Source organism: Enterobacter sp. RHBSTW-00994 (assembly GCF_013782625.1).
Lineage (GTDB): Bacteria > Pseudomonadota > Gammaproteobacteria > Enterobacterales > Enterobacteriaceae > Enterobacter.
In genome coordinates this window covers 3,490,600-3,516,441 of record NZ_CP056199.1, presented here as the reverse complement: position 1 = coordinate 3,516,441, position 25,842 = coordinate 3,490,600, and the positions used below count along the sequence as shown (strand labels likewise).

The window sequence follows — 25,842 nt, the reverse complement described above, 5'->3', positions numbered from 1 at the left end:
CCCGGGAGCTTACTTCAGTAAGTGAGTGGGGTGCACGGGCACAGACAACGCACCTGCAACTTGAAAGACGACGAGTATGATGGAAGGATGGCAGCGCGCCTTTGTATTGCATAGTCGTCCCTGGAGCGAAACCAGCCTTATGCTGGATGTCTTCACGGAAGAGTCAGGTCGCGTGCGCCTTGTTGCTAAAGGCGCACGTTCCAAACGTTCTAACCTGAAGGGGGCATTACAACCTTTCACTCCGCTGCTGGTTCGCTTTGGCGGTCGCGGAGAAGTTAAAACGTTGCGCAGTGCCGAAGCGGTTTCTCTTGCACTCCCCCTTTCTGGTATCACGCTTTACAGCGGTCTGTATGTCAATGAGCTCATTTCACGCGTTCTTGAACATGAGACCCGCTTCTCTGAACTTTTTTTCGATTATCTGCATTGTATCCAGGCTCTGGCGGGTGCAACAGGCACGCCTGAACCTGCTCTACGGCGTTTCGAACTGGCCTTACTGGGGCATTTGGGATACGGCGTTGATTTTCTGCATTGTGCGGGTAGCGGCGAACCGGTTGATGACACCATGACTTACCGTTATCGCGAGGAAAAGGGCTTTATCGCCAGTATCGTTATCGATAACAGTACGTTTACCGGGCGACAGCTTAGGGCGTTGTATGAGCGAGAGTTTCCTGACGTCGATACCCTGAGAGCGGCAAAACGCTTTACCCGAATTGCACTCAAGCCGTATCTTGGTGGCAAGCCCTTAAAGAGCCGCGAATTATTTAGGCAGTTTATGCCGAAACGTTAGATCGTAGAAACACAAGAAAACCGAGGATTGTCATGGCTGAATTACTGTTAGGCGTCAACATTGATCATATTGCCACGCTGCGTAATGCGCGCGGCACTGCTTATCCTGATCCGGTTCAGGCGGCGTTTATCGCGGAGCAGGCTGGCGCCGACGGCATTACTGTTCACCTGCGCGAAGATCGCCGCCATATCACCGACCGCGATGTCCGTATTCTGCGTCAGACGCTGGATACTCGCATGAACCTGGAAATGGCCGTCACCGAAGAGATGCTGGGGATTGCCTGTGAAACCAAACCGCATTTTTGCTGCCTGGTGCCAGAAAAGCGTCAGGAAGTGACCACTGAAGGCGGTCTGGATGTGGCCGGGCAACGCGATAAAATGCGCGATGCCTGCAAACGTCTGGCCGATGCAGGCATTCTGGTTTCCCTGTTTATTGATGCCGATTCCGAGCAGATCAAAGCGGCTGCAGAAGTGGGCGCACCGTACATTGAAATCCACACGGGTTGCTATGCCGATGCAAAGGATGATGCCAGCCAGGCAAAAGAACTGGAGCGTATCGCTAAAGCTGCAACCTATGCCGCAAGCCTCGGTCTGAAGGTGAATGCCGGGCACGGCCTGACATACCACAACGTCAAACCTGTCGCCGCGCTACCAGAGATGCATGAACTGAACATTGGTCATGCGATTATGGGGCGTGCGGTAATAAGTGGCCTTAAAGAGGCGGTTGCTGAAATGAAACGCCTGATGCTGGAAGCACGTAAGTAATGGCTATTCTGGGCTTAGGCACGGATATCGTTGAAATTGCTCGTATTGAAGCGGTGATTGCCCGTAGTGGCGAGCGACTGGCGAGACGCGTGTTAAGTGACAATGAATGGGCCATCTGGGAAACGCACCAACAGCCGGTGCGTTTTCTGGCAAAGCGCTTTGCGGTAAAAGAGGCGGCAGCCAAAGCGTTCGGAACCGGTATTCGAAACGGTCTGGCGTTTAATCAGTTCGAAGTGTTTAACGATGAGCTGGGCAAACCCCGTTTACGTTTATGGGGTGAAGCGCAAAAGCTGGCGGATAAACTTGGGGTCGCGCATATGCACGTCACACTTGCGGATGAGCGGCATTACGCCTGCGCGACGGTAATTATCGAAAGTTAAAGCTTATCCGCGTGGTGCATCAGGACAAACTTGTCCCATAACTGCTCTTCGTTTTCCATATGTGCCGGATCTTTCAGAATAGTATTCGGGATAGGGCACACTTTCTGGCAGGTTGGCGTCTCATAGTGGCCGATGCATTCGGTGCAACGGTCGCTGTTAATCTCATAAATGCTATCACCCATCGAAATCGCCTGGTTAGGGCATTCGGGTTCGCACATATCGCAATTGATGCATTTTTTGGTGATTAACAGCGCCATCAGGAATTTCTCAGAAGCAACACAAACAGGGCGGGCATTATACGCTCATTCCCTGTTCAGACCAGTTTTTTTACCAGCTCCTCACTGTGACGAATGCGCTCTGGCGCATGTTCAAGATCTTGCTGAACGAGTGCCATAAACAGTAGATCGGTGAGCATCATCTGTGCACTGGTGGATGAAATAGCAGCGCTGCGCGTGGCCTGTTCTTCCGCAATGGTGTACAGACAGCGGGTTGCTCTCTGTTGCAGAGCATTAGGGGTAAAACCGGTGATGGCCAGAATTTTCCCGCCTACACGCAGGGCTTCATCTGTCGCAAGATTGATCTCGCGGCGCTCGCCGGAATATGAAATGGGCAGCAGCAGATCGTCAGGATCCATCGCCTGCACAGTGGATAACAACGCATGCATGTCATGTTCGACAACCGCGTTATAGCCAATTTTGGTCAGCTTCCAGCCAAAATTACGTGCCACCAGGCCTGACGCTCCAATACCTGTCAAGATAATCCGCCGAGCGGCGCGCAACATTGCCACGCTTTCCAGTAATTTCTCTTCACTGTTCACGTCGAGTGTGGCGTGCATAGCGGCCACATTTTCTTTAATGAGCTTTTCGCCCACCAGACGCATGGGATCATCACCCCGAATCTGATTATGCAGCGGCATAGACTGAGGGTTGGGATTGCTTGCCAACGCTTCACTGATAGCCAATTTCAGTGCGGGGAATCCTTTAAAGCCAATTTTTTGGGCGAATTTCACCACACTGGACTGGCTGACTCCAGCCTCGCTTGCCAGCTGCTGAGAGCTAAGGTGTCGGGCATGATCTGGCTGCGAAAGCAGAAAGTCCGCCAGTTTTTTGTCGCTCTGGGCAAAGCCTGCATAGCGCTGGCGAATGCGAATTAAACAGTTCATACGGTCTCCTGGCGAAAATGTGATTACCGCAGCAATAAAGAAATTTGCTCGCCTGAATGAATTTTATATTCCATTATAGTGTGATTATTATGAATTAAAAATTCTTGAGGTAAAAAAATGAATCTTGGTTCACTTGTTTCTGAAACGCGTAACCCGCACACCATGGATCTGGATGCGCTCTCCACGCTTGAGCTGGTTAGCCGTTTTAATCAACAGGATACGCTGGTCGCGCAGGCAGTGAAAGAGACATTGCCTGAGGTCGCAAAAGCGGTCGATGCCGCAGCGGAGGCGCTAAAAGCGGGTGGGCGCATTATCTATATGGGGGCGGGAACCAGTGGACGACTCGGCGTGCTTGACGCGTCAGAGTGCCCTCCGACCTTTGGTGTGCCGCACGGTCTGGTCGTTGGGCTGATTGCCGGCGGTCCTGGTGCGCTTCTGAAGGCTGTTGAAGGCGCAGAAGATAGCCAGCAGTTGGGTGAGGATGACCTCAAAAATCTGAACCTGACATCGCAGGATCTTGTTGTCGGTCTGGCTGCATCCGGGCGGACGCCATATGTCATTGGCGGTCTGGCGTTTGCTAAACAGGTCGGTTGTACCACTGTAGCCATCTCCTGTAATCCGGGGTCACCGATTGCGCAGGTGGCACATATCGCCATTTCTCCGGTAGTAGGACCTGAAGCACTTACCGGTTCGACGCGCCTGAAATCAGGAACGGCACAAAAACTGGTTCTCAATATGATTTCAACCGGTGCGATGGTGAAATTTGGCAAGGTCTATCAGAACCTGATGGTGGATATGAAAGCCACTAACATCAAGCTGGTGGACAGAGCGTGCCGCATGGTGGTGGAAGCCACTGGCGCGAGCCGGGAAGACGCGGAAAGGGTTCTTGCACAAACGGATCACGACGTGAAACCGGCAATTTTGATGATCTTAAGCGGGCTGGATGCCACCGCAGCAAGAGCAAAACTCGATGCGCACCACGGATTCTTACGGGCAGCGTTAGAAAACTAAAACCTCAGAGGCGTGTATGGAAAAAACAGCAGCGCTCGCCAGCGACATTTTGCAGGGGATCGGCGGGGAGAAAAATATTCTGCGTCTGGAAAACTGCATGACGCGTGTGCGGGTGGAAGTTCAGGACGATGAACAGCTTGATCTGGCGCGTCTCAAGGCGCTTTCTGGCGTCAGCGGCTATGTCAAACAAGGGCAGCAGCATCAGCTGATTGTCGGGCCGGGCAAAGCGGCTCAGGTTGTTGATGCGATGCGTGCGCAGATGGCAGGTGAGGGCACTGGGGCGTTTGACGAGGCTGAACGTACCAAAGCGCAGGTCAAAGCCAAATACAAAGCCCCGATGAGCGATGCCCTTCGACAACTGGCTAACGTCTTTATTCCGCTTATTCCGGCGTTTATTGCGTCGGGACTGATTACCGGGATCATTAACATTCTTAAACGCCCGGATATCGTCGGGGATTTTGCGACACATTATCCTAACCTGTTGGGCATATTAGGTATTTTTGGCAGCGCTGTGTTTGCCATTATGAACATTCTGGTTGGGGTCAATACCGCAAAAGTTTTTGGTGGCTCGCTGGCGATGGGCGGTGTAATGGCGGGCATTCTCTCCAGCCCGCAACTCGCGCAAATCACGCTGTTTGGTGAGGCACTTCAGCCAGGGCGAGGTGGTGTTATTGCCGTTCTGCTGGTCGTGGTTTTGATGTGTTGGATCGAGAAAAAGCTCAGGAGCCTGCTGCCTGGCTCAATTGAGCTGATCCTTAACCCGCTTCTGACCACACTGATCACCGGTAGTGTGGCTATTGTCGCCCTGCAACCACTGGGGGGATGGATCTCTGAAGCCATTGCGCACGGTGCTTCTCTGGCTATCGACCGCGGTGGTTTGCTGGTTGGGGCTGTACTCTCCGGGACATTCCTGCCGCTGGTATTAACGGGCTTGCATCAGGGGCTTGTGCCGATTCACGTCGAACTGGTTCAGGCGCATGGGTATAACGCGCTTCTGCCGATTTTATCGATGGCAGGTGTCGGACAAGTCGGTGCTGCCATCGCTGTCCTGATGAAAACGCGCAATCAGCGGCTGAAAAAGGTGATCAAAGGGGCGTTGCCGGTAGGGCTACTCGGCATTGGCGAACCGTTGATCTTCGGTGTGACGTTACCGTTGGGTAAACCCTTTCTCGCTGCATGTCTCGGCGGTGCGGTTGGTGGGGCATTGATCAGTTACTGGAAGGTGGCAACAGTGATCACCTTTGGTATATCGGGGTTGCCTCTGGCATTAACCATCGTGACCGGAAAAGTGATGCTCTATCTGTTAGGCTATCTGGTAGCGGTGATCGCCGGGTTCTTGTTTACCTGGCTGTTAGGCTTTAACGATCCGGAGGAGTAAAGGTTTGGTTAATCACGAGCGTCGTGTTGTCTTTTTTGATCTGGACGGCACGTTACATCAGCAGGATATGTTTGGCAGTTTTATTCGTTACCTGCTGCGGCGTCTTCCGTTGAATGCATTGCTCGTGCTGCTTCTCCTTCCCGTCATCGCAATTGCGTTGTTGATTAAGGGGCGTGCGGCGCGTTGGCCGATGAGTCTCCTGTTATGGGGATGTACTTTTGGTCACCGTGAGGCTCGACTTAAGCAGATTGAAGACGATTTTGTCCGCTGGTTTCGTGAACACGTGACAGCATTCCCGGCCGTTCAGGATCGCCTGACGCGCTACCTGGCTGCCAGTGACGCAGATATTTGGCTCATCACCGGTTCTCCGCAACCGCTGGTGGAGCGGGTATACGGGGACTCCGCCTGGCTGGCGCACGTGAACCTCATCGCGACGCAGATTGCGCGCGGCTATGGCGGATGGGTGTTGACGATGCGCTGCCTGGGGCATGAGAAGGTCGTCCAACTGGAGAAAAAAATCGGCACACCTCTGCGCCTTTACAGCGGTTATAGCGACAGTAAGCAGGATAACCCGCTGCTCTATTTCTGCCAGCACCGCTGGCGTGTCACGCAAACCGGCGAACTTCAGCAACTGGAATAGAGTTAACCATAGCGGGTGTGTATAATGCGCCCGCTTTTCAGACTGGAGTATTAATCGTTGTCCGACCTTGAACACACTCATGAATACTGGATGCGCCATGCGCTTACGCTGGCTAAACGTGCCTGGGACGAGGGCGAAGTCCCCGTCGGTGCTGTTCTGGTTCACAATAATCAGGTGATTGGTGAAGGGTGGAATCGCCCTATCGGTCGCCACGATCCTACCGCGCACGCCGAAATTATGGCGCTACGCCAGGGCGGCCTGGTACTACAAAACTATCGTCTGCTCGATACTACGCTGTATGTCACGCTAGAACCCTGTGTCATGTGTTCCGGTGCGATGGTACATAGCCGCATCGGGACGCTGGTATTCGGTGCGCGGGATGAAAAAACCGGGGCGGCGGGGTCGTTAATGGATGTGCTGGGCCATCCTGGAATGAATCACCAGGTACAGACTATCGGTGGGGTACTTGCACCAGAGTGTTCGGGACTGTTAAGTGACTTCTTTCGAATGCGCCGGCAGCAGAAAAAGCAACAAAAGGCAGAATTGAAGCCGTCGGACGATTAACTTCATCCGGTAACACGACTGGATAACTTTGCGCGAGCTGTTTTGCCTCGCTCGCCTCTTTTTCCTTCTCCAGCAGATAACCGACCAGGCTTATCTGATACTTACGGATATTCTCCACATAGGCATAGGCTTCATGCCCTCGGGCATAGCCGTAAGTGAGCTTGTTGTACCAGGGTTTTTGGCTTAACAGCGGCAAACGCTGTTTTACGTCAGACCAGCTGTCCGGATTACCCTTGGTTTTTGCTGTCAGTGTCCGCGCGTCAAGCATATGCGCATAGCCCATGTTATAGGCAGCCAGGGCAAACCAGATACGCTCTTCTTCCGGGACGGTTTCCGGCACTTTATCCATCATGTCCTGTAAATAACGCGCTCCCCCGCTGATGCTTTGTTCCGCATCGGTGCGATCGCTCAGGCCAAGACTTTGCGCCGTATTTTTGGTCAGCATCATTAGTCCGCGTACGCCGGTTGGCGATGTCGCCTGCGTATCCCAGTGCGATTCCTGGTAAGAGATGGCAGCCAGCAGTCGCCAGTCGATCTCCTGCGCGTACTTCTCAAACAGCGGCTGTAAATCGGGTAAAACGCTGTCTACCGCGCGCAGGAAACTGCGGGTATCAACGTAGTCGAAGTCCTCTCCGTGACCGAGATACTTCTCCTCCAGACGCGCCAGCGTGCCGTCTTCATTCATCGAATTAAAGAAATCGAGCATGGCGGCTGAGAGAGTCTGGTCGTTGTCTAAGGGGCTAAACCAGGTGACGGGTTGCTCGTCGGTGACATCAAGTGCCACCGCGATTTCAGGGTGAACACGCTGGAAAAGGCTAATCGCAACAGAATCGGCAATGGTATAGGCCAGCTTTTTATCTTTAACCTGCTCGAGCAGTGCAGTTGTCCCCAGCTTTTCATCTACCGTCCAGCTAAGGTCAGGGTATTTCTTCTCTTTCAGCGCACGCAAATCATCAATCACCACATGCCCAGGGGCGATGGTCATCTGCTGTTCGGTAATCGCGGCCAAAGAGCGCGGACGCGGGCTGCCGACGCGATAAACCAGTTGCTGTGATACGGAGTAATAAGTTGGGCCGGGTTGGTAGCTCTTGCTACGCTCGCTGTTATAGACCAGCCCGGCAGCCAGCATGTCGGCATTGTCGTTATCCAGGTCATCGAACAACTGGCTAATATTCTGGCGTACCGTGATCTTGAGCTTCACGCCCAGGTAATTGGCAAACTGCTGGGCGAGTTCGTAATCGAGGCCAATGATTTTGCCATTAATATTACTGTAGGTCAGTGGCGAGACGATGGTACTGACGCGCAACTCTCCCCGCGACTGGATCGCGGCGATACGGTTTTCGGCTTTGCCGAACCAGGGGATAGAAGGCCATAGGGCCACTGCTAACAGCAAGGTAACTATGCCGATGAGCAGATAATTAATCTTTAATTTTTTCAATTAGTTAATTCTCTGCGACGCCGGTTGCCTCAGTATGCTGTAGCCATGTTAAGAATAAGGATTGCCATTGAATGTGCGGCATTTTGCGCAAAGTTACGCCAGTTGGCAACAATTTCGAGAGTTTGGTCACATCTATTGTTAAACGTAAACGTTGATTTTATTTCGACGCAAACGGTTTCGTCGGCGCTCAGGATTCTCTATAATGACGCCCGTTTTCCCCTTGCGCACACTGTAAGCGCCTCAGGCGCTTCGAAGACGAGAGACTTATGATGGAAATTCTGCGTGGTTCGCCTGCACTGTCTGCCTTCCGTATTAATAAACTGCTGGCACGTTTTCAGGCTGCCGACCTCCCGGTAAGCGATATTTACGCTGAGTATGTCCATTTTGCTGATCTGAATGCATCTCTGGATGCCGAAGAGCTGGCGCGCCTTGGACGCTTGCTCAAGTATGGCCCAACCCTGAATAGCCATACGCCTGGCGGTAAACTTCTGCTTGTGACTCCGCGTCCTGGCACAATCTCCCCCTGGTCTTCAAAAGCCACTGACATCGCCCACAACTGTGGCCTGAATCAGATTACTCGTCTGGAACGTGGTGTGGCGTACTATGTTGAAGCATCAACGCTGACCACTGAGCAGTGGCAGAGTGTTGCTGACGAGCTACACGACCGTATGATGGAGAGTGTGTTTACCTCTCTGGACGATGCGCAGAAGTTGTTTGCTCATCACCAGCCAGCACCCGTGCAAAGCGTAGATCTGCTGGGGCAGGGACGTCAGGCACTTATTGAGGCTAACCAGCGTTTAGGTCTGGCGCTGGCCGAAGATGAAATCGATTATTTGCAGGATGCTTTCGTTAAGCTGAACCGCAATCCGAACGACATCGAGCTCTATATGTTCGCGCAGGCCAACTCCGAACACTGCCGCCATAAGATTTTCAACGCTGACTGGATTATCGATGGCGAAGAGCAGCCAAAGTCGCTGTTCAAAATGATTAAAAACACCTTTGAACAAACCCCTGACCACGTATTGTCTGCTTATAAAGATAACGCGGCGGTAATGGAAGGTTCAGAAGTGGGCCGCTTCTTCGCCGATCGCGAAGCAGGGCGTTATGAGTTCCACCAGGAGCCAGCGCATATCCTGATGAAGGTTGAAACCCACAACCACCCGACGGCGATCTCCCCGTGGCCGGGTGCGGCAACCGGTTCTGGCGGTGAAATCCGTGATGAAGGTGCAACCGGCCGCGGTGCAAAACCAAAAGCCGGTCTGGTTGGTTTCTCCGTCTCCAACCTGCGTATCCCTGGTTTTGAACAGCCGTGGGAAGAAGATTTTGGTAAGCCAGAACGTATCGTTACCGCGCTCGATATCATGACGGAAGGCCCGTTGGGTGGCGCAGCGTTTAACAACGAGTTTGGTCGTCCGGCACTGAACGGTTACTTCCGTACTTACGAAGAAAGAGTGGACAGCCACAACGGTGAAGAGCTGCGTGGATACCACAAACCGATCATGCTGGCAGGCGGGATTGGTAACATTCGTGCCGATCACGTGCAAAAAGGCGAGATTACCGTTGGTGCGAAGCTGATCGTCCTGGGTGGCCCGGCGATGAATATCGGTCTGGGTGGCGGTGCGGCGTCTTCTATGGCGTCCGGCCAGTCTGATGCCGATCTCGATTTTGCCTCTGTACAGCGTGACAACCCGGAGATGGAACGCCGTTGCCAGGAAGTTATCGACCGTTGCTGGCAACTGGGTGACGCTAACCCGATTCTGTTTATCCACGATGTCGGCGCGGGTGGTTTATCTAACGCCATGCCGGAACTGGTGAGCGATGGTGGACGCGGTGGCCGTTTCGACCTGCGTAAAATACTGAGTGATGAACCCGGCATGAGCCCGCTGGAGATCTGGTGCAACGAATCCCAGGAACGTTATGTGATGGCCGTTGCGGCCGATCAGTTGCCATTGTTTGACGAACTGTGTCGCCGCGAGCGTGCACCGTATGCGGTCATTGGTGAAGCGACAGAAGAACTGCACCTGACCATGAACGACCCGCATTTCGACAATCAGCCTATCGACCTGCCGCTGGATGTGCTGCTTGGCAAAACGCCGAAGATGACGCGTAACGTTCAGACCCGTAAAGCGGCGGGTAAATCACTGGATCGCCAGGGCATCACCCTCGCGGAGGCCGTGAACCGTGTGTTGCATCTGCCTGCCGTTGCAGAAAAAACCTTCCTTGTTACGATTGGCGACCGTACCGTAACTGGTATGGTGGCTCGCGACCAGATGGTTGGTCCGTGGCAGATCCCGGTAGCCAACTGTGCCGTTACCACCGCGAGCCTGGACAGCTATTACGGTGAAGCGATGGCGCTGGGAGAGCGTACGCCTGTGGCACTGCTCGACTTCGCCGCTTCAGCCCGTCTGGCTGTGGGTGAAGCGTTGACGAACATTGCTGCGACGCAGATTGGCGATATCAAACGTATTAAGCTCTCCGCGAACTGGATGGCTGCAGCCGGTCACCCTGGTGAGGATGCGGGTCTGTACGAAGCTGTTAAAGCGGTGGGCGAGGAGTTGTGTCCTGCTCTCGGCCTGACCATTCCGGTGGGTAAAGACTCCATGTCGATGAAAACCCGCTGGCAGGAAGGGAGCGAGCAGCGCGAGATGACGTCTCCGCTCTCGCTGGTGATCACTGCGTTTGCGCGCGTCGAAGACGTACGTCAGACCATCACTCCGCAGCTCTCGACTGAAGACAACGCCCTGTTGCTGATTGATCTGGGCAAAGGCCATAACGCGCTGGGTGCAACGGCGCTGGCTCAGGTTTATCGTCAGCTTGGTGATAAACCTGCTGATGTGCGTGATGTCGCGCAGTTGAAGGGCTTCTACGATGCGGTTCAGGCACTGGTTGCTCAGCGCAAACTGCTGGCCTACCACGACCGCTCCGATGGCGGCCTGCTGGTGACCCTGGCAGAAATGGCCTTTACCGGTCACTGTGGTGTGCAAGCCGACATCGCTTCGCTTGGTGACGATCGTCTGGCGGCGCTGTTTAATGAAGAGCTGGGGGCGGTGATTCAGGTGCGTGCAGCAGATCGCGATGCGGTTGAGGCACTGCTGGCACAACATGGCCTGGCAGATTGCGTGCACTATCTGGGTCGTGCCGTGAAGGGCGATCGTTTTGTGATTGAAGCCGATGGCCATGCGGTGTTCAGCGAAAGCCGCACCACACTGCGTATGTGGTGGGCGGAAACGACCTGGCAGATGCAGCGTCTGCGTGATAACCCGGAATGTGCCGATCAGGAGCACAACGCGAAAGCCAATGACAACGATCCAGGCCTGAACGTGAAGCTCTCCTTTGACATTAACGAGGATATCGCTGCCCCGTATATTGCAACAGGCGCGCGTCCAAAAGTGGCCGTGCTGCGTGAGCAGGGCGTGAACTCCCACGTTGAAATGGCGGCAGCTTTCCACCGTGCAGGTTTTGATGCCATCGATGTTCATATGAGCGACCTGTTGGCTGGGCGTACCGGGCTGGACGATTTCCAGGCGCTGGTGGCCTGCGGTGGCTTCTCATACGGTGACGTGCTGGGGGCGGGAGAAGGCTGGGCGAAGTCCATCCTCTTCAACAACCGCGTTCGTGATGAGTTTGAAACCTTCTTCCACCGTCCGCAGACTCTGGCGCTCGGCGTATGTAATGGTTGCCAGATGATGTCTAATCTGCGTGAACTGATCCCAGGAAGCGAAGCCTGGCCACGCTTTGTGCGTAACCAGTCTGACCGCTTCGAAGCGCGTTTTAGCCTGGTTGAAGTGACACAAAGCCCGTCTCTGTTGTTGCAGGGTATGGTTGGCTCGCAGATGCCGATTGCGGTATCTCACGGTGAAGGCCAGGTTGAAGTTCGTGATGCTGCCCATCTTGCTCAGCTTGAAAGCAAAGGCCTGGTGGCGCTGCGCTTTGTCGATAACACTGGCAAAGTGACGCAAACGTATCCTGCAAACCCGAACGGCTCCCCGAATGGTATTACCGCAGTGACCAGCGAAAGTGGCAGGGTCACGGTGATGATGCCGCATCCGGAGCGTGTGTTCCGTACGGTGAGCAACTCCTGGCATCCGGAAAACTGGGGCGAAGACAGCCCGTGGATGCGCATTTTCCGCAATGCACGTAAACAGTTGGGCTAAACGCCTCCTGTTTGTAAAAAGCCTCCAGAAATGGGGGCTTTTTTTTGTCGGGAATTCGCGACAACCCTGCATTTAGAATGTCTCCATATGGAGACATTTAATTCTATGATTTATATGAAATTAATTATGTTTAAGCTAAGGTGTTGTTAATTGGCGACGCTTAGCATGAAAATCATTCGATGAGTAATTGACGGCGTGAATCAATAAACCTCATTATTATCAATAATATAAATATTTACTTTTTATTCTGGCATGGGTGTTGCATAATATTGCGCAGTGGCTCATTCACCCTCTTATGTCAGCCCCTTCGGGACGTGCTACATAAACTTCGAATGACGCACAAACAGGTGCCTGCCGTCCAACCACTGATTATAGCGATGCTTTATCAGGCCAGGGCGAAACGTCGAGTTAGGCACCGCCTCATTTCACAACAAAGCCGGGTTTTTACCCGGCTTTGTTGTATCTGAAGGGTAGACTCAGTTACGCTCTCATGAACCCCTTACTAAGAGAGTAATGCGTTGAAACGCTGGCCCGTTTTTCCTCGTTCCCTGCGACAACTCGTCATGATGGCGTTTCTGTTGATTCTGTTGCCTCTTCTGGTTCTGGCATGGCAGGCGTGGCAAAGCCTGAATGCACTCAGTGCTCAGGCGGCATTAACAAACCGCACAACGCTGGTTGATGCACGGCGCAGTGAAGCGATGACCAATGCCGCGCTGGAGATGGAACGAAGCTATCGCCAGTATTGCGTGCTGGACGATCGTACCCTGGAAAAGGTCTATCAAAATCAACGTAAACGCTACAGCGAAATGCTGGATGCACATGCGGGCGTTCTGCCTGATGACAAGCTTTACCAGGCGCTACGCCAGGACCTGAACGATCTGGCCCAGTTGCAGTGTAAAAACAGTGGCCCGGATGCTGCTGCTGCCGCACGTCTTGAAGCGTTTGCTAACGCCAATACCGACATGACCCAGGCGACGCGAGCAGTGATTTTCTCACGGGGCCAGCAGTTGCAGCAGGAGATCGCTGAGCGAGGTCAGTTCTTTGGCTGGCAGGCGCTGGTGCTCTTTTTAGTCAGCCTGGCGCTGGTTCTGTTGTTTACTCGCATGATTATCGGCCCGGTAAAAGGCATTCAGCGGATGATCAACCGCCTGGGGGAAGGCCGTTCCCTTGGCGACACGGTTGTCTTTAAAGGCCCGAGGGAATTGCGCTCTGTGGGCCAGCGTATTATCTGGCTTTCGGAACGTCTGGCATGGCTGGAGTCCCAGCGTCATCAGTTTTTACGCCACATCTCACACGAATTAAAAACGCCACTCGCCAGTATGCGGGAAGGGACGGAGCTGCTGGCTGATGAGGTTCCAGGGCCACTGACGCCAGAACAAAAAGAGATTGTTGAGATCCTGGATGCCAGCAGCCGTAATTTGCAAAAACTTATTGAGCAATTACTGGATTACAACCGTAAACTGGCCGATGGTGCAGTGGCCCTTGAAAGGGTCGATATTGCGCCTCTGATAGACATGGTGGTCTCAGCCCATAGTCTGCCGGCAAGAGCTAAAATGATGCATACTGACGTGGCGCTTAATGTCTCAGCCTGCCTTGCCGAGCCGATGCTTTTAATGAGTGTGCTGGATAATCTTTATTCCAATGCGGTGCACTATGGTACTGAATCCGGTAACATTTATATCCGTAGTTATATGAATGATTCTCGAGTGTTTATTGACGTTGCCAATACGGGCACGCCGATTCCGGATGACGAAAAAGCGATGATTTTTGAGCCCTTTTTCCAGGGAAGTCATCAGCGAAAAGGTGCGGTAAAAGGAAGTGGTCTGGGGTTGAGTATTGCCCGCGACTGCATACGGCGCATGCAAGGCGAGCTCAATATCGTGAGTGACGATCGCTCGGATGTGTGCTTTCGTATCGAACTGCCTCTTGAGCCGGAAAAATCAATGAAATGAATCTATGTCTGGTGAGTATGTCACACGTCTTTTTTCGCGCAGTGCGCGCAGTGTTTTCCAGCAAAAAATGGCGTCTGGGCCTGTCCGGTTTACTTCTGGCGGGGTGTGTTTCCCATGCCCCTGAGAGTGCGATTAGTGATAGACAAGATGATAAATGGCCAGAAAACCAACTGGCGGACTTCCTGACCACTCGCTGCGACGATCTCTGGAATTTATCTGGTCATGATGTGGATGTTAACCCTCTGTACTGGCTTCGTGGGATCGATTGCGCGCAGCGTCTTGCGCCCGCCACCGCTCGCGCACAAGCGGCTATGTGGGGAGACGATACCTGGCAGGATACGTTTAAACGCGCGATTTTACTGGCCGACGCTAAAATTACCCCCGTCGAACGGCGAGCAAATACCGCGCAACTGGACACGCTCAGTTCACGGATCCCGGCCCAGGTTCGCCCGGTGTACCAACTCTGGCGAGAAGGGCAAGTGCAACAACTGCAACTGGCCGAAGAACGCTCCCGCTACAGTAAGTTACAGCAGTCTACCGACGGTGAGCTTGATACACTTCGCCAGCAACAACAATACTTACGCACTCAACTTGATACCACGACGCGCAAGCTTGAAAACCTGACTGATATTGAAAGACAGCTCTCGACACGTAAACCGGCGGGGAGCTATTTGCCCGATGGGTCAAAGAGTAATTCACAATCGACAACGCCGGATCAGGATAGTGATACGCAGAAACAAGAGGATGTGAAGCCATGACAAGCCGTAAACCCGCTCACCTCCTGCTGGTCGACGATGACCCTGGTTTGTTAAAACTGCTGGGAATGCGCCTGGTTAGCGAAGGTTTTAGCGTGGTAACTGCCGAAAGTGGGCAGGAAGGACTGAAAGTGCTTACCCGTGAGAAGATTGATCTCGTGATCAGCGATTTGCGGATGGACGAAATGGATGGCATGCAGTTGTTTGCTGAGATCCAGAAACAGCAGCCTGGCATGCCGGTGATTATTCTTACCGCACACGGTTCGATCCCGGATGCCGTTGCCGCGACGCAGCAGGGCGTATTTAGCTTCCTGACCAAACCGGTAGACAAAGATGCACTCTATAAGGCCATCGATAGCGCGCTTGAGCACGCCGCGCCCTCCAGCGATGAAGCATGGCGAGAATCGATCGTCACTCGAAGCCCGGCCATGCTGCGTCTGCTTGAGCAGGCGCGAATGGTGGCGCAATCAGATGTGAGCGTGCTGATTAACGGCCAGAGTGGAACCGGGAAAGAGATCCTGGCGCAGGCTATTCACAACGCCAGCCCGCGCAATAAAAATGCCTTTATTGCGATCAACTGCGGTGCGTTGCCAGAGCAGCTTTTGGAATCTGAATTATTTGGTCACGCGCGGGGGGCATTTACCGGTGCAGTGAGCAGCAGGGAAGGGCTGTTTCAGGCGGCCGAAGGCGGTACGCTTTTCCTTGATGAGATCGGTGATATGCCTGCGCCGCTCCAGGTAAAATTATTACGTGTTTTGCAGGAGCGTAAAGTCCGTCCTTTGGGCAGCAACCGCGATATTGATATCAACGTGCGCATTATCTCTGCCACACATCGTGATTTACCGAAGGTGATGGCACGAAACGAATTTCGTGAAGATCTCTATTATCGTCTCAACGTCGTGAACCTGAAAATCCCTGCACTGGCAGAGCGTGCGGAAGATATCCCGTTGTTGGCGAACCATCTTCTGCGCCAGTCCGCTGACCGTCACAAGCCGTTTGTCCGGGCATTTTCAACGGATGCAATGAAACGTCTGATGACGGCAAGCTGGCCGGGTAATGTGCGTCAACTGGTAAATGTCATTGAGCAGTGTGTGGCGCTGACATCTTCACCGGTGATCAGTGATGCGCTGGTGGAGCAGGCGCTGGAAGGTGAAAATACGGTGTTGCCGACCTTTGTTGAAGCGCGTAATCAGTTTGAGCTCAACTATCTGCGTAAGCTCCTCCAGATCACTAAGGGTAACGTCACCCATGCGGCGCGTATGGCCGGACGTAACCGTACCGAGTTCTACAAGCTGCTGTCGCGCCATGAGCTGGAAGCGAACGATTTTAAAGAGTAGTACCGCAAAATCCGAATGAATATGATACTGTGAGCAACCGATTACGAGGCTGTTAACAGGCAAGAGTTTAAGGACCCACCATGAAAAAAATTGATGCGATTATTAAACCTTTCAAACTGGATGATGTACGTGAAGCGCTGGCGGAAGTTGGCATTACCGGGATGACAGTGACTGAAGTGAAAGGTTTTGGTCGCCAGAAGGGCCACACTGAGCTGTACCGTGGCGCAGAGTACATGGTGGACTTTCTGCCGAAAGTGAAAATTGAAATTGTGGTGAGTGACGATATTGTCGATACCTGCGTGGATACAATTATTCGTACGGCACAGACGGGTAAAATCGGCGACGGCAAAATTTTCGTGTTTGATGTTGCGCGTGTTATCCGTATCCGTACGGGCGAGGAAGACGACGCCGCGATTTAACATGATTGCCGTGTGGCGCTGCGCTTATCCGGCCTACAAGATTGCCCTGTAGGCCATTGCAAGTGAAGCACCGTTAGGCGATTACAGAACTTTATGCGGTCCAAAACATTCATAGTGAATGTTGTCTTTCGCCACACCCAATCCAACCAGTTGCTTCGCGGCATACTGCATAAACGCCACCGGACCACAGACGTAGAACTGCATATCTGGTGCGCTGAACGCACCTTCCTGCTGGCCTAAATCCATCAATCCTTCACTGTTGAAACGTTTGGCTGCCCGGTCAGCGTCTGTCGGCTGACGATACCAGGTGTGCGCGTTAAAGCGTGGCAAACTTGTCGCAATCGTATTCACTTCATCCGCAAAGGCGTGAACGTCACCGTTTTCAGCCGCATGGAACCAGTTCACCTGGGCACTGTGGTTAGATTTTGCCAGCGTATCCAGCATCGCCAGCATCGGGGTTTGACCGACACCCGCAGAAATCAGCGTCACTGGCGTATTCGCCTCAACGGCCATAAAGAAATCGCCCGCTGGTGCGGCCAGATGAACCACATCTCCGACACTCGCATGATTATGCAGCCAGGTGGAAACTTGACCGCCTTCTTCACGTTTTACCGCAATGCGATAGCCTTTACCGTTGGGTTTACGTGTCAGAGAGTACTGGCGGATCTCCTGGTGCGGGAAGCCTTCGGGTTTCAGCCAGACCCCCAGATACTGGCCTGGCTGGTAATCGGCAACCGGCTGACCATCGACAGGTTCAAATTCAAAGCTGGTAATCAGGGCGCTACGCGGGGTTTTCTCGACGATACGGAACGCGCGGGTTCCTTCCCAGCCGCCGTTTTTGTTTGCATTTTCGCTGTAGAGTTGTGCTTCGCGATTGATAAACACGTTTGCCAGCACGCCATAGGCTTTACCCCATGCGTCCAGGACCTCCTGACCTGGGCTGAACATCTCGTCCAGCGTCGCCAGCAGGTGGCCGCCAACGATATTGTATTGCTCGGGTTGGATCTGGAAACTGGTATGTTTCTGCGCGATTTTTTCTACCGCAGGCAGCAAAGCCGCCAGGTTTTCAATGTTACTGGCATAAGCCGCGATGGCGTTAAACAGTGCTTCACGCTGATCGCCATTACGCTGGTTGCTCATGTTGAAAATCTCTTTGAGCTCCGGGTTATGCGCGAACATGCGATCGTAGAAATGGGCGGTAAGTTTAGGTCCGGTTTCGACCAGCAGGGGAATGGTGGCTTTAACGGTTGCGATGGTTTGAGCGTCGAGCATAGCAGCTTCCTTCTGAGTGTTACTTTAATGATGTATTTTAAATGCATCTTATAAAAAATAACCCTGCGTTGTAAATGGTTCTTTGCATCGTGAAAAATATGCATCACAAACCTGAAAAGAAATCCATTGAAAATGGCGAGAGCTTTATTCCTCAAACCCTTGCGTGGCGTGAAGGAAAACGTTTGCGTAAAATCCTTTGTCAAGACCTGTTATCACAGAACTAATCAGTTATACTGTTGCGCGTTGTCCAACAGGACTGCCTTTTTCAGGTCAAAATTTTATTGTTAGCTGAGTCAGGAGATGCGGATGTTAAAGCGTGAAATGAACATTGCCGATTATGATGCCGAACTGTGGCAGGCTATGGAGCAGGAAAAAGTACGTCAGGAAGAGCACATCGAACTGATCGCCTCCGAGAACTACACCAGCCCGCGCGTCATGCAGGCGCAGGGTTCTCAGCTGACCAACAAATATGCTGAAGGTTACCCAGGCAAGCGCTACTACGGCGGTTGCGAATACGTTGATATCGTTGAACAACTGGCGATTGACCGTGCAAAAGAGCTGTTTGGCGCTGATTACGCTAACGTGCAGCCACACTCCGGATCTCAGGCTAACTTCGCTGTTTATACCGCTCTGCTGCAACCGGGTGATACCGTTCTGGGTATGAACCTGGCGCAAGGTGGCCACCTGACTCACGGCTCTCCGGTTAACTTCTCCGGCAAGCTGTACAACATCATCCCTTACGGTATCGATGAGTCCGGTAAAATTGACTACGCTGACATGGCGAAGCAGGCTCAAACCCACAAACCGAAGATGATTATCGGTGGTTTCTCCGCATACTCTGGCGTGGTTGATTGGGCAAAAATGCGTGAAATCGCAGACAGCATCGGTGCGTATCTGTTCGTGGATATGGCGCACGTTGCAGGCCTGATTGCTGCGGATGTATACCCGAACCCGGTTCCGCATGCTCACGTTGTAACCACCACGACCCACAAAACCCTGGCAGGTCCACGCGGTGGCCTGATCCTGGCGAAAGGCGGTAGCGAAGAGCTGTACAAGAAACTGAACTCTGCTGTTTTCCCAAGCGCACAGGGCGGCCCGCTGATGCACGTTATCGCGGGTAAAGCAGTGGCACTGAAAGAAGCGATGGAGCCAGAGTTCAAGGTTTACCAGCAGCAGGTTGCGAAAAACGCCAAAGCGATGGTGGAAGTCTTCCTGAATCGTGGTTACAAAGTGGTGTCTGGCGGTACTGAGAACCACCTGTTCCTGCTGGATCTGGTTGATAAAAACCTGACCGGTAAAGAAGCTGACGCTGCCCTGGGCCGTGCCAACATCACCGTTAACAAAAACAGCGTGCCTAACGATCCTAAGAGCCCGTTTGTGACCTCCGGTATCCGTATCGGTTCTCCGGCTGTGACGCGTCGCGGTTTCAAAGAAGCGGAAGTGAAAGAGCTGGCAGGCTGGATGTGTGACGTTCTGGACAACATCAATGACGAAGCGGTCATTGAGCGCGTTAAAGGTAAAGTGCTGGATATCTGCGCACGCTTCCCTGTTTACGCATAATTCAGTATTGCTGAACTAAAAAAGGCCGCGGTTGCGGCCTTTTTTTATGGTTAACGTCGGTCAATGGAGAGTGCGCCAGGCCCGGTTATCGCCAGCAGCAAGAATGCACCAGCAATACTGATATTTTTATAGAAGTTGATCATATTTGGCACAACCGCATCGCCGCTCATGTCCCAGTAGTGGTGGCCAATTACCGCCGTCCCTAGCGTATAAAAAACGAAGAGTATCGCCAGCGGGCGAGTAAAAAAGCCGAGCACAATAAGAATGGCGGCGGGAACTTCCATCACCACGGCAATAATGGCGGCCAGCATGGGCATTGGTGCGCCCAGTGACGTCATATATTGCACCGTACCACTAAATCCAGTCAGCTTCGGAAAACCAAAAATAATAAACAACACAACGATCGCGATACGGGCAATCAGTAACATCAGAGGACGGGACTGGCCGAAATCAAAATAACGCAGAGTGTTCATAGCAGGCTCGTTTTCAGGTGGGACCTTTCTTAAAGCTAATACACAAATTGCAGGCGTGCCATTCAGCTTTTCTTCATAAATCAGGCATTGGTGTGATGTAAAATAGCGCTATCGTGTAAAATCACCTCTTTTCTTTGGCAAGGGATAAATATGCAGTGCATAGAATGTCAGCAAAAAGAGGCCAATAAAGAGTCTGGGTTGTGTGATGAGTGCGAACAACAGGATGAACAGAAAATAAACGGGCTGCTTTATCTGCCTGCTGCCGGGTTAGTGATTAACCTGCTGACGACACCGTTTGGCGCCTGGAACTATTTTTCCGCCGTGTTCCGTTATTTTCAGCAAGGCAGTGGTATCACTCTGTTTGGCATGGGAGGAATTCCGGTTGTGTTAATTGATCTGGTTCTGACCTTTGCTGCTGGATGGTTCTTCTTTAAAAGAAAAGCGGGTATCCGCAAAATCATCATTCCCTACTATTTAATGGGGGTGGCTTACATGCTTTATTTCGTAGGTATTCCGGCGTGGGTCTTTGATGCCAGACTGGATACTGCAGATATCCGTAATGCGCTTTCACCGCTGGTTGGCGCGCTTATCTGGATCCCTTATTTCCTGCGGTCAAAACGCATTCATCGCGTTTTCATTCACGGGTAATACAGCAGGGCGATAAAGCCCTGCTAAATTTACGTGTTATTTAGTTGTTACTCGTGGCTTGCGCTGATACTTGTTTACCGCCAGACTATCGCCTCCATATCGGGAGGGATTCATGGCTTTGCATTCCACACGCTGGCTGGCGCTCAGCTATTTCACCTATTTTTTCAGCTACGGTATTTTTCTGCCTTTCTGGAGCGTCTGGCTCAAAGGAATTGGGCTGACGCCTGAGACCATCGGTTTGTTGCTCGGTGCAGGACTTATCGCACGTTTTCTCGGTAGTCTCATTATTGCCCCCCGTGTTAGCGATCCCTCATTACTGATTAAATCCTTACGTATTCTGGCGCTCCTGACGCTGGTGTTCCTTGCCGGGTTTTGGATCAGCCATCAGTTTGCCTGGCTGATGGTGGTGATGGTGGGTTTTAACCTTTTCTTCTCTCCCCTGGTTCCGTTGACAGATGCCCTGGCAAATACATGGCAAAAACAGATAACCATGGATTATGGCCGTGTTCGCCTGTGGGGATCGATTGCGTTTGTGATTGGGTCCGCGCTGGTGGGCAAACTGGTCAGTCTCTACGATTACCACGCCATTCTGGCACTGCTGAGCATCGGGATTGCCTCCATGTTACTGGGCATGCTGCTGCGTCCGTCGGTAATGCCGCAGGGGGAAAGTCGTCACCAGGAGAGTGCTGGCTGGCCGGCCTGGCGCACGCTAGTGGCGCAGAGTTGGCGTTTTCTGGCCTGTGTCTGCCTGCTACAAGGGGCACATGCGGCCTACTATGGCTTCAGTGCGATTTACTGGCAGGGGGCGGGATATTCCGCTTCAGCGGTGGGCTATTTATGGTCACTCGGCGTGGTGGCAGAAGTTGTTATCTTCGCGCTGAGCAAAAAACTGTTCCGCCGTTTTGGTGCTCGCGATCTGTTATTGCTTTCCGCTATTTGCGGTGTGGCGCGCTGGGGCATTATGGGCTGGACCACAGAGCTGCCGTGGCTGATTGTGGCGCAAATCCTGCACTGTGGAACCTTCACCGTTTGTCATCTGGCGGCGATGCGCTATATCGCTGCTCGTGAGGGTGGGGACGTTATTCGACTTCAGGCGGTTTATTCCGCGGTGGCCATGGGTGGCAGTATCGCAATAATGACAGTCTTTGCCGGTTTCCTGTATCAGCACCTGGGGCATGGCGTATTCTGGGTGATGGCTCTGGTGGCGCTGCCTGCAATGGTAGTGCGTCCCAAAGTGGCCGCGCGCGTATAAGACTTACGATTCGAGCATGGCCCGGATATGTTCTTGCTGCTGCATATTGAGCGCCTCAACGGCATGAATAAGCGGCGGCGAGAACAGCGGTAACGTCGTAGCGTAAGGGGTGACAACCAGTGCCGCTTCCCTGGGCGCACCCTCTTTCTGATAGGTCTTTAACGACAGATAGCGGATATTGAGCGGCAGCAACGTAATTTCCCGTAATTGCTGCTCAATCAGTGCTTCGCAGGCCTGATCGTCACCCGTCAGCAACACCACCTGTTTTTCATGCAAGTCACTTTCCTGCATCAGCCATGCGCCAAAAATAACAGCAACCAGGCTCATCTCATCATCAGAGAAATGCAGCCCAAACTCGGCTTCCAGTTCGAAAAGCACATCTTTCGTTGTGCGCAGCAGTCGTGGATAGAGCCGATGGATCTCCTCCGGCAGACTGTTATCAATACCGACATCGAACAGCGAGCGGTCAAGCGCCTGAGCAAGATGGATATAAAGCTGATCGGTCAGGCCTTGTTCATCGCTAAAGTGCATACCGGTTTGCGACCGGAAACGGGCAATCATCCGGACAATTGTCCGGCGCAGACGTTCATCCTGCTGGTGTTTATCCATAGCAGGGTCGGGAGTGCGTAGCATCATAAACAGCAGCGCCAAAAATAGCTGTTCATCAACGTGAGGTATCCTGGCGACACGTCGCTTCCAGTGACGAACGATCTCCTGCGCGGTGAAATACTCGCTCCGTGATTGCGTCCAGTTGCGCTGAATGTGGGAAAACTGCGGCGTTTTACCCAGATGGTGCTGAATCAGACAATATTGCAAAAAAAGCTGTAAAAACTGAATGTCCCGGCATTCAAACTGGCGCTGAAGCTTGCGCGAACAGAAGTTAATCAGTGCTCTTAGATTTGTATCGTCATACAGCGTCCGGGCAATGCCATGCTGTTTAAGTGCGGTTTTAAGCGCGGGCGTAAACTGATGAGTCACAAAATGTGGGCAAAGCCGAAGTGACCTGCGCAGCCAGTGCAGCAGGCATAACCGTTGATTCAGTGCTGTGCCTTCAATTCGGTAGCTACCGTCATGATGCGAAACGATGTCTAGCCGGTGATAGCGCTGGATTTCATCGCGCGTCTCGGCTATATCTTGCCGTGCGATAGCATCGTCCACCCCATTAGCAGCAATAATGCTTTGTGCGGTGACGGCAGCATCGGGCAGGTAAAGCATCAAAAGCACCTGGCAGCGGCGCTGCGAACTGGAAAGCACAGATGGTATTTCGAGCGTCGTCATCATCTGTCGGGTATCCAGTAGGAGTGTCTGGTAAGAATAGCTAAAGGATGTCCGCAAGAAAGCGCAGCGAGAGCTCTTTCCTTCAGGAATGCTGGCGAACATCACAGAATTTTTGACGTGAGGAAGTGATGCAAATAGTTAAACAAAGCGCCTTGGCGTTATTTTTGGCGGTTTTCTCTCTTACCGTTAGCGCACATCCTCACAGTTTTATCAGCCTGAAAACGGATCTGGTAACGGATGGAACACATCTCAGCGGTCTGAAAATGCGCTGGACGATGGATGAAATTACCTCTGCTGATCTGCTTTATGATGCAGGAAATGCCAGGCCTGGTGATGAGATTTGGAAAAAACTGGCTGCAGAAGTGATGGCCAATGTCCTCGGTCAGCACTATTTCACAGAGTTCTGGCATGACGGGAAGAAAGTGAAGTTTCTCAATCGCCCGACAGAGTATGGAATGTCACGCGAGGGGCATCAGGCGGTACTAACGTTCATTCTCCCGCTGGCTGAACCGCAACTGCTGGCAGGACAGAAATACACCTTTTCGACGTTCGACCCCACTTACTATGTTGATATGAGTTACGCCGAAGACGGTGATGCACACCTTCCTGCTGCCCTGCAAAAAAATTGTAAGATTGCCGTACACACTCCAAAACCCAGCGAGGAAACGCTTAACTTTGCCGTATCGCTCGATAAAGCAGACGCGCCGCCGGAGGATATGGAGTTGGGGAAACAGTTTGCACAGCAGGTAACCTTACAATGTCAGTGATTTCTTCTCCGGTCAGAAAATCTCGCCAGTGGCTGCATCTTTGGCCGCTGGCTCTTTTTTTGCTGTTTGCCGTGTGTGGTTCACTGTGGTTATGGCACGCCTGGCCTCAGGTAATGATGAAAAGCATTATCTGGCAGCGAGAGGTTAACCAGCAGATGAGCGGGTTGCTGAAAGGGGTGGCCGAAAACCCGACGAAAGCGGGGGGCGCTCTCCTGGCATTCAGCTTTGTTTACGGTGTGCTGCATGCTCTGGGACCGGGGCATGGCAAGATCGTGATCACTACCTGGCTTGCTACCCATCCGTCGAAGCTGAAATCGAGTATTGGCCTGACGCTGGCCTCTTCACTGCTTCAGGGTTGCGTAGCGATTGGGCTGGTGGTGATTGTGCTGTCGCTTTTACAACTTCCTGCGCGTCAGTTGCATATGAGCAGTTTTTGGCTGGAGAAGGGGAGTTATGCGCTGGTCGGCATGCTGGGGCTCATTCTTTGCTGGCGAGCGCTGAAAAAATTGCAGGTATTACTGCAAAAACCAAAATTCAAAACATTTACGCCGCACCATGTTCACGATGCCCACTGTGGCTGTGGGCATCAGCATCTGCCGACGCAGGATCAATTACAGAATGGCGATGACTGGCGTGCGCGCGCGATGATCATCCTCTCGATGGGAATGCGTCCATGTTCAGGCGCGATCATGGTGCTGCTGTTCAGTAAGGTGATTGGCGTATTTGGCTGGGGAATGCTGTCGGCGCTGGCGATGGCGGCGGGGACATCATTAACGATTTCATCGCTGGCATTGCTGGTGCACAGTTTCCGTCAGATGGCGGTCAAACTCAGTGGTAACACAACGCCGGTGCTATGGCGACAGGTAGGGTGGACTACGCTCGCATTGGCGGGTGGCGTGATTTTACTGGTTGCAGCGGTAACGATGTGGATGAGTGCAGTGCCGGTGGGAAGGGGGTTGCGGCCCTTTTGACGGTATGTGATTTGATGTCCAGCCTGGCCTTCTCCCATAGAGGATGACCAGGCTGGGGCGATGAGCTGAATTAACGCTTCAGCGCTTCGCTCAGTTCATCACGCATATTTGCCAGCATGGCTTTAACCACACGTGGGTTACCCGCCACGATGTTGCCTGTCAGCATGTAGTTGTGACCACCGGTGAAATCGCACACCAGCGCGCCAGCTTCGCGTGCAATCAGTTCGCCAGCAGCGAAATCCCACGGCTTCAGGCCAATTTCGAAGTAACCGTCAACGCGGCCAGCAGCAACATACGCCAGATCCAGTGCAGCAGAGCCGGTGCGACGGAAGTCAGCACATTCGGTGAACAGCTTGCCCAGGATATTCATGTATGCAGTAGCGTGTTGTTTGGCTTTGAACGGGAAGCCGGTCGCCAGAATAGTACCATCCAGATCGCGAGCATTGCTGCCGCGCAGACGATAACCATTCAGTTGAGCCCCCTGGCCGCGGGTCGCGGTGAAGAGTTCGTTACGCATTGGATCATAAACCACAGCAACTTCAGTACGGCCTTTAATGCGTACTGCGATAGATACAGAGAAGTGTGGAAGACGTTTTACGAAGTTGGTCGTGCCATCCAGTGGATCGATAACCCATTGAACATCCTGATCTGTACCTTCGTGTTCACCGCTTTCTTCGGTGATGATGGTGTGCTGCGGGTAAGATTTGCGGATTGTTTCGATAATAATCGCTTCTGCGGCTTTATCGACATTCGTCACGAAATCATTGCTGCCTTTCTGGCTGGTTTCTACGGAGTCAGGTGTTTCGTAGTGTTTGGCAATTACATTACCCGCCTTGCGCGCTGCGCGCACGGCGATGGTCAGCATCGGATGCATCGGTCT

Annotated in this window: 24 protein-coding genes; 17 read left to right on the top strand and 7 right to left on the bottom strand. The window is 52.8% G+C overall.

Annotated features, from left to right (window positions below):
• Positions 1 to 79 precede the first annotated feature (79 nt).
• The 3 genes from recO to acpS are packed head-to-tail and all read left to right on the top strand — an operon-like array spanning position 80 to position 1,931.
• On the top strand, positions 80 to 787 hold the full coding sequence (gene recO / locus HV346_RS16825) for a DNA repair protein RecO (RefSeq protein ID WP_181623817.1): 708 nt from the start codon (positions 80 to 82) through the stop codon (positions 785 to 787).
• A 32-nt stretch (positions 788 to 819) separates the two neighbouring features.
• Complete coding sequence (gene pdxJ / locus HV346_RS16820) at positions 820 to 1,551, top strand: pyridoxine 5'-phosphate synthase (RefSeq protein WP_181620407.1); 732 nt, start codon at positions 820 to 822, stop codon at positions 1,549 to 1,551.
• Positions 1,551 to 1,931: a holo-ACP synthase gene (acpS, locus tag HV346_RS16815; RefSeq protein ID WP_181620406.1), complete on the top strand. Its 381-nt coding sequence runs from the start codon at positions 1,551 to 1,553 to the stop codon at positions 1,929 to 1,931. Before pdxJ ends, acpS begins: the two co-directional genes overlap by 1 nt.
• Here the strand turns inward: acpS and HV346_RS16810 are convergent.
• Both HV346_RS16810 and HV346_RS16805 read right to left on the bottom strand, forming a co-directional pair.
• Entirely contained in the window at positions 1,928 to 2,188 is a 261-nt protein-coding gene (locus tag HV346_RS16810; protein ID WP_181620405.1) for a YfhL family 4Fe-4S dicluster ferredoxin, read from the bottom strand. The two genes, acpS and HV346_RS16810, sit on opposite strands and share 4 nt — an antisense overlap.
• A gap of 56 nt (positions 2,189 to 2,244) precedes the next feature.
• Positions 2,245 to 3,093: a MurR/RpiR family transcriptional regulator gene (locus HV346_RS16805; RefSeq protein ID WP_181620404.1), complete on the bottom strand. Its 849-nt coding sequence runs from the start codon at positions 3,091 to 3,093 to the stop codon at positions 2,245 to 2,247.
• 117 nt (positions 3,094 to 3,210) lie between these two features.
• On the opposite strand from HV346_RS16805, the gene murQ reads away from it, so the two are divergent.
• From murQ to tadA, 4 genes are read left to right on the top strand one after another with little or no spacing between them, the layout of a single operon-like run.
• Entirely contained in the window at positions 3,211 to 4,104 is an 894-nt protein-coding gene (gene murQ, locus HV346_RS16800; RefSeq protein ID WP_181620403.1) for an N-acetylmuramic acid 6-phosphate etherase, read from the top strand.
• 16 nt (positions 4,105 to 4,120) lie between these two features.
• Entirely contained in the window at positions 4,121 to 5,482 is a 1,362-nt protein-coding gene (locus HV346_RS16795; protein ID WP_181620402.1) for a PTS transporter subunit EIIC, read from the top strand.
• A gap of 4 nt (positions 5,483 to 5,486) precedes the next feature.
• The gene (gene yfhb, locus HV346_RS16790; protein ID WP_181620401.1) at positions 5,487 to 6,122 is read left to right on the top strand and encodes a phosphatidylglycerophosphatase C; all 636 of its coding nucleotides are present in this window, start codon (positions 5,487 to 5,489) and stop codon (positions 6,120 to 6,122) included.
• Between the two features lie 57 nt (positions 6,123 to 6,179).
• Positions 6,180 to 6,686: a tRNA adenosine(34) deaminase TadA gene (tadA, locus tag HV346_RS16785; protein ID WP_181620400.1), complete on the top strand. Its 507-nt coding sequence runs from the start codon at positions 6,180 to 6,182 to the stop codon at positions 6,684 to 6,686.
• Here the strand turns inward: tadA and mltF are convergent.
• Positions 6,574 to 8,124: a membrane-bound lytic murein transglycosylase MltF gene (gene mltF / locus HV346_RS16780; RefSeq protein WP_181620399.1), complete on the bottom strand. Its 1,551-nt coding sequence runs from the start codon at positions 8,122 to 8,124 to the stop codon at positions 6,574 to 6,576. The genes tadA and mltF overlap by 113 nt on opposite strands.
• Positions 8,125 to 8,390: 266 nt before the next feature.
• Here mltF and purL point away from each other — a divergent pair, with 266 nt between their 5' ends.
• The 5 genes from purL to glnB all read left to right on the top strand — a co-directional run bounded on the left by purL (position 8,391) and on the right by glnB (position 16,741).
• Positions 8,391 to 12,278, top strand: a complete 3,888-nt coding sequence (purL, locus tag HV346_RS16775) for a phosphoribosylformylglycinamidine synthase (protein ID WP_181620398.1) — start codon at positions 8,391 to 8,393, stop codon at positions 12,276 to 12,278.
• A gap of 518 nt (positions 12,279 to 12,796) precedes the next feature.
• A complete protein-coding gene (qseE, locus tag HV346_RS16770) occupies positions 12,797 to 14,230 on the top strand; it encodes a two component system sensor histidine kinase QseE/GlrK (RefSeq protein WP_181620397.1) in 1,434 nt (477 codons plus the stop codon).
• On the top strand, positions 14,227 to 14,988 hold the full coding sequence (qseG, locus tag HV346_RS16765; RefSeq protein WP_181620396.1) for a two-component system QseEF-associated lipoprotein QseG: 762 nt from the start codon (positions 14,227 to 14,229) through the stop codon (positions 14,986 to 14,988). Before qseE ends, qseG begins: the two co-directional genes overlap by 4 nt.
• Positions 14,985 to 16,322, top strand: a complete 1,338-nt coding sequence (gene glrR / locus HV346_RS16760; RefSeq protein WP_181620395.1) for a two-component system response regulator GlrR — start codon at positions 14,985 to 14,987, stop codon at positions 16,320 to 16,322. Before qseG ends, glrR begins: the two co-directional genes overlap by 4 nt.
• 80 nt (positions 16,323 to 16,402) lie before the next feature.
• Positions 16,403 to 16,741: a nitrogen regulatory protein P-II gene (gene glnB / locus HV346_RS16755; RefSeq protein ID WP_003860685.1), complete on the top strand. Its 339-nt coding sequence runs from the start codon at positions 16,403 to 16,405 to the stop codon at positions 16,739 to 16,741.
• A gap of 81 nt (positions 16,742 to 16,822) precedes the next feature.
• Here the strand turns inward: glnB and hmpA are convergent, their stop codons facing one another.
• Positions 16,823 to 18,013: an NO-inducible flavohemoprotein gene (gene hmpA / locus HV346_RS16750; protein WP_181620394.1), complete on the bottom strand. Its 1,191-nt coding sequence runs from the start codon at positions 18,011 to 18,013 to the stop codon at positions 16,823 to 16,825.
• Positions 18,014 to 18,319: 306 nt separating this feature from the next.
• On the opposite strand from hmpA, the gene glyA reads away from it, so the two are divergent.
• Positions 18,320 to 19,573: a serine hydroxymethyltransferase gene (gene glyA, locus HV346_RS16745; RefSeq protein ID WP_181620393.1), complete on the top strand. Its 1,254-nt coding sequence runs from the start codon at positions 18,320 to 18,322 to the stop codon at positions 19,571 to 19,573.
• 50 nt (positions 19,574 to 19,623) lie between these two features.
• Here glyA and HV346_RS16740 read toward each other — a convergent pair whose 3' ends face one another.
• On the bottom strand, positions 19,624 to 20,046 hold the full coding sequence (locus tag HV346_RS16740) for a DoxX family protein (protein WP_181620392.1): 423 nt from the start codon (positions 20,044 to 20,046) through the stop codon (positions 19,624 to 19,626).
• 150 nt (positions 20,047 to 20,196) lie between these two features.
• Here HV346_RS16740 and HV346_RS16735 point away from each other — a divergent pair, with 150 nt between their 5' ends.
• Positions 20,197 to 20,694 carry a DUF2569 domain-containing protein gene (locus tag HV346_RS16735; protein ID WP_181620391.1) on the top strand — a complete coding sequence of 166 codons (498 nt, stop codon included), beginning with the start codon at positions 20,197 to 20,199 and terminating at the stop codon, positions 20,692 to 20,694.
• A 112-nt stretch (positions 20,695 to 20,806) separates the two neighbouring features.
• Complete coding sequence (locus HV346_RS16730) at positions 20,807 to 21,946, top strand: 3-phenylpropionate MFS transporter (RefSeq protein ID WP_181620390.1); 1,140 nt, start codon at positions 20,807 to 20,809, stop codon at positions 21,944 to 21,946.
• A 3-nt stretch (positions 21,947 to 21,949) separates the two neighbouring features.
• On the opposite strand, the gene csiE is transcribed toward HV346_RS16730, so the two are convergent.
• On the bottom strand, positions 21,950 to 23,227 hold the full coding sequence (gene csiE / locus HV346_RS16725; RefSeq protein WP_181620389.1) for a stationary phase inducible protein CsiE: 1,278 nt from the start codon (positions 23,225 to 23,227) through the stop codon (positions 21,950 to 21,952).
• 125 nt (positions 23,228 to 23,352) lie between these two features.
• Here csiE and HV346_RS16720 point away from each other — a divergent pair, with 125 nt between their 5' ends.
• A complete protein-coding gene (locus HV346_RS16720) occupies positions 23,353 to 23,991 on the top strand; it encodes a DUF1007 family protein (RefSeq protein WP_181620388.1) in 639 nt (212 codons plus the stop codon).
• Positions 23,982 to 24,962 (top strand): nickel/cobalt transporter, encoded by a 981-nt coding sequence (locus HV346_RS16715; protein WP_181620387.1) that lies wholly within the window; start codon positions 23,982 to 23,984, stop codon positions 24,960 to 24,962. The genes HV346_RS16720 and HV346_RS16715 overlap by 10 nt, the downstream gene beginning before the upstream one ends.
• Before the next feature lie 70 nt (positions 24,963 to 25,032).
• Here HV346_RS16715 and suhB read toward each other — a convergent pair whose 3' ends face one another.
• The gene (gene suhB / locus HV346_RS16710; protein ID WP_181620386.1) at positions 25,033 to 25,836 is read right to left on the bottom strand and encodes an inositol-1-monophosphatase; all 804 of its coding nucleotides are present in this window, start codon (positions 25,834 to 25,836) and stop codon (positions 25,033 to 25,035) included.
• Positions 25,837 to 25,842 lie beyond the last annotated feature (6 nt).

What these genes read in the sequence shown, in the direction of transcription:
- glrR (WP_181620395.1), top strand. Translation starts at nt 14,985, where the DNA reads ATGACAAGCCGTAAACCCGCTCACCTCCTGCTGGTCGACGATGACCCT.
- suhB (WP_181620386.1), bottom strand. Translation starts at nt 25,836, where the DNA reads ATGCATCCGATGCTGACCATCGCCGTGCGCGCAGCGCGCAAGGCGGGT.
- pdxJ (WP_181620407.1), top strand. Translation starts at nt 820, where the DNA reads ATGGCTGAATTACTGTTAGGCGTCAACATTGATCATATTGCCACGCTG.
- HV346_RS16730 (WP_181620390.1), top strand. Translation starts at nt 20,807, where the DNA reads ATGGCTTTGCATTCCACACGCTGGCTGGCGCTCAGCTATTTCACCTAT.
- csiE (WP_181620389.1), bottom strand. Translation starts at nt 23,227, where the DNA reads ATGATGACGACGCTCGAAATACCATCTGTGCTTTCCAGTTCGCAGCGC.
- HV346_RS16810 (WP_181620405.1), bottom strand. Translation starts at nt 2,188, where the DNA reads ATGGCGCTGTTAATCACCAAAAAATGCATCAATTGCGATATGTGCGAA.
- HV346_RS16720 (WP_181620388.1), top strand. Translation starts at nt 23,353, where the DNA reads ATGCAAATAGTTAAACAAAGCGCCTTGGCGTTATTTTTGGCGGTTTTC.
- murQ (WP_181620403.1), top strand. Translation starts at nt 3,211, where the DNA reads ATGAATCTTGGTTCACTTGTTTCTGAAACGCGTAACCCGCACACCATG.
- HV346_RS16715 (WP_181620387.1), top strand. Translation starts at nt 23,982, where the DNA reads ATGTCAGTGATTTCTTCTCCGGTCAGAAAATCTCGCCAGTGGCTGCAT.
- qseG (WP_181620396.1), top strand. Translation starts at nt 14,227, where the DNA reads ATGAATCTATGTCTGGTGAGTATGTCACACGTCTTTTTTCGCGCAGTG.
- HV346_RS16740 (WP_181620392.1), bottom strand. Translation starts at nt 20,046, where the DNA reads ATGAACACTCTGCGTTATTTTGATTTCGGCCAGTCCCGTCCTCTGATG.
- HV346_RS16795 (WP_181620402.1), top strand. Translation starts at nt 4,121, where the DNA reads ATGGAAAAAACAGCAGCGCTCGCCAGCGACATTTTGCAGGGGATCGGC.
- recO (WP_181623817.1), top strand. Translation starts at nt 80, where the DNA reads ATGGAAGGATGGCAGCGCGCCTTTGTATTGCATAGTCGTCCCTGGAGC.
- HV346_RS16805 (WP_181620404.1), bottom strand. Translation starts at nt 3,093, where the DNA reads ATGAACTGTTTAATTCGCATTCGCCAGCGCTATGCAGGCTTTGCCCAG.
- HV346_RS16735 (WP_181620391.1), top strand. Translation starts at nt 20,197, where the DNA reads ATGCAGTGCATAGAATGTCAGCAAAAAGAGGCCAATAAAGAGTCTGGG.
- hmpA (WP_181620394.1), bottom strand. Translation starts at nt 18,013, where the DNA reads ATGCTCGACGCTCAAACCATCGCAACCGTTAAAGCCACCATTCCCCTG.
- purL (WP_181620398.1), top strand. Translation starts at nt 8,391, where the DNA reads ATGATGGAAATTCTGCGTGGTTCGCCTGCACTGTCTGCCTTCCGTATT.
- acpS (WP_181620406.1), top strand. Translation starts at nt 1,551, where the DNA reads ATGGCTATTCTGGGCTTAGGCACGGATATCGTTGAAATTGCTCGTATT.
- glnB (WP_003860685.1), top strand. Translation starts at nt 16,403, where the DNA reads ATGAAAAAAATTGATGCGATTATTAAACCTTTCAAACTGGATGATGTA.
- glyA (WP_181620393.1), top strand. Translation starts at nt 18,320, where the DNA reads ATGTTAAAGCGTGAAATGAACATTGCCGATTATGATGCCGAACTGTGG.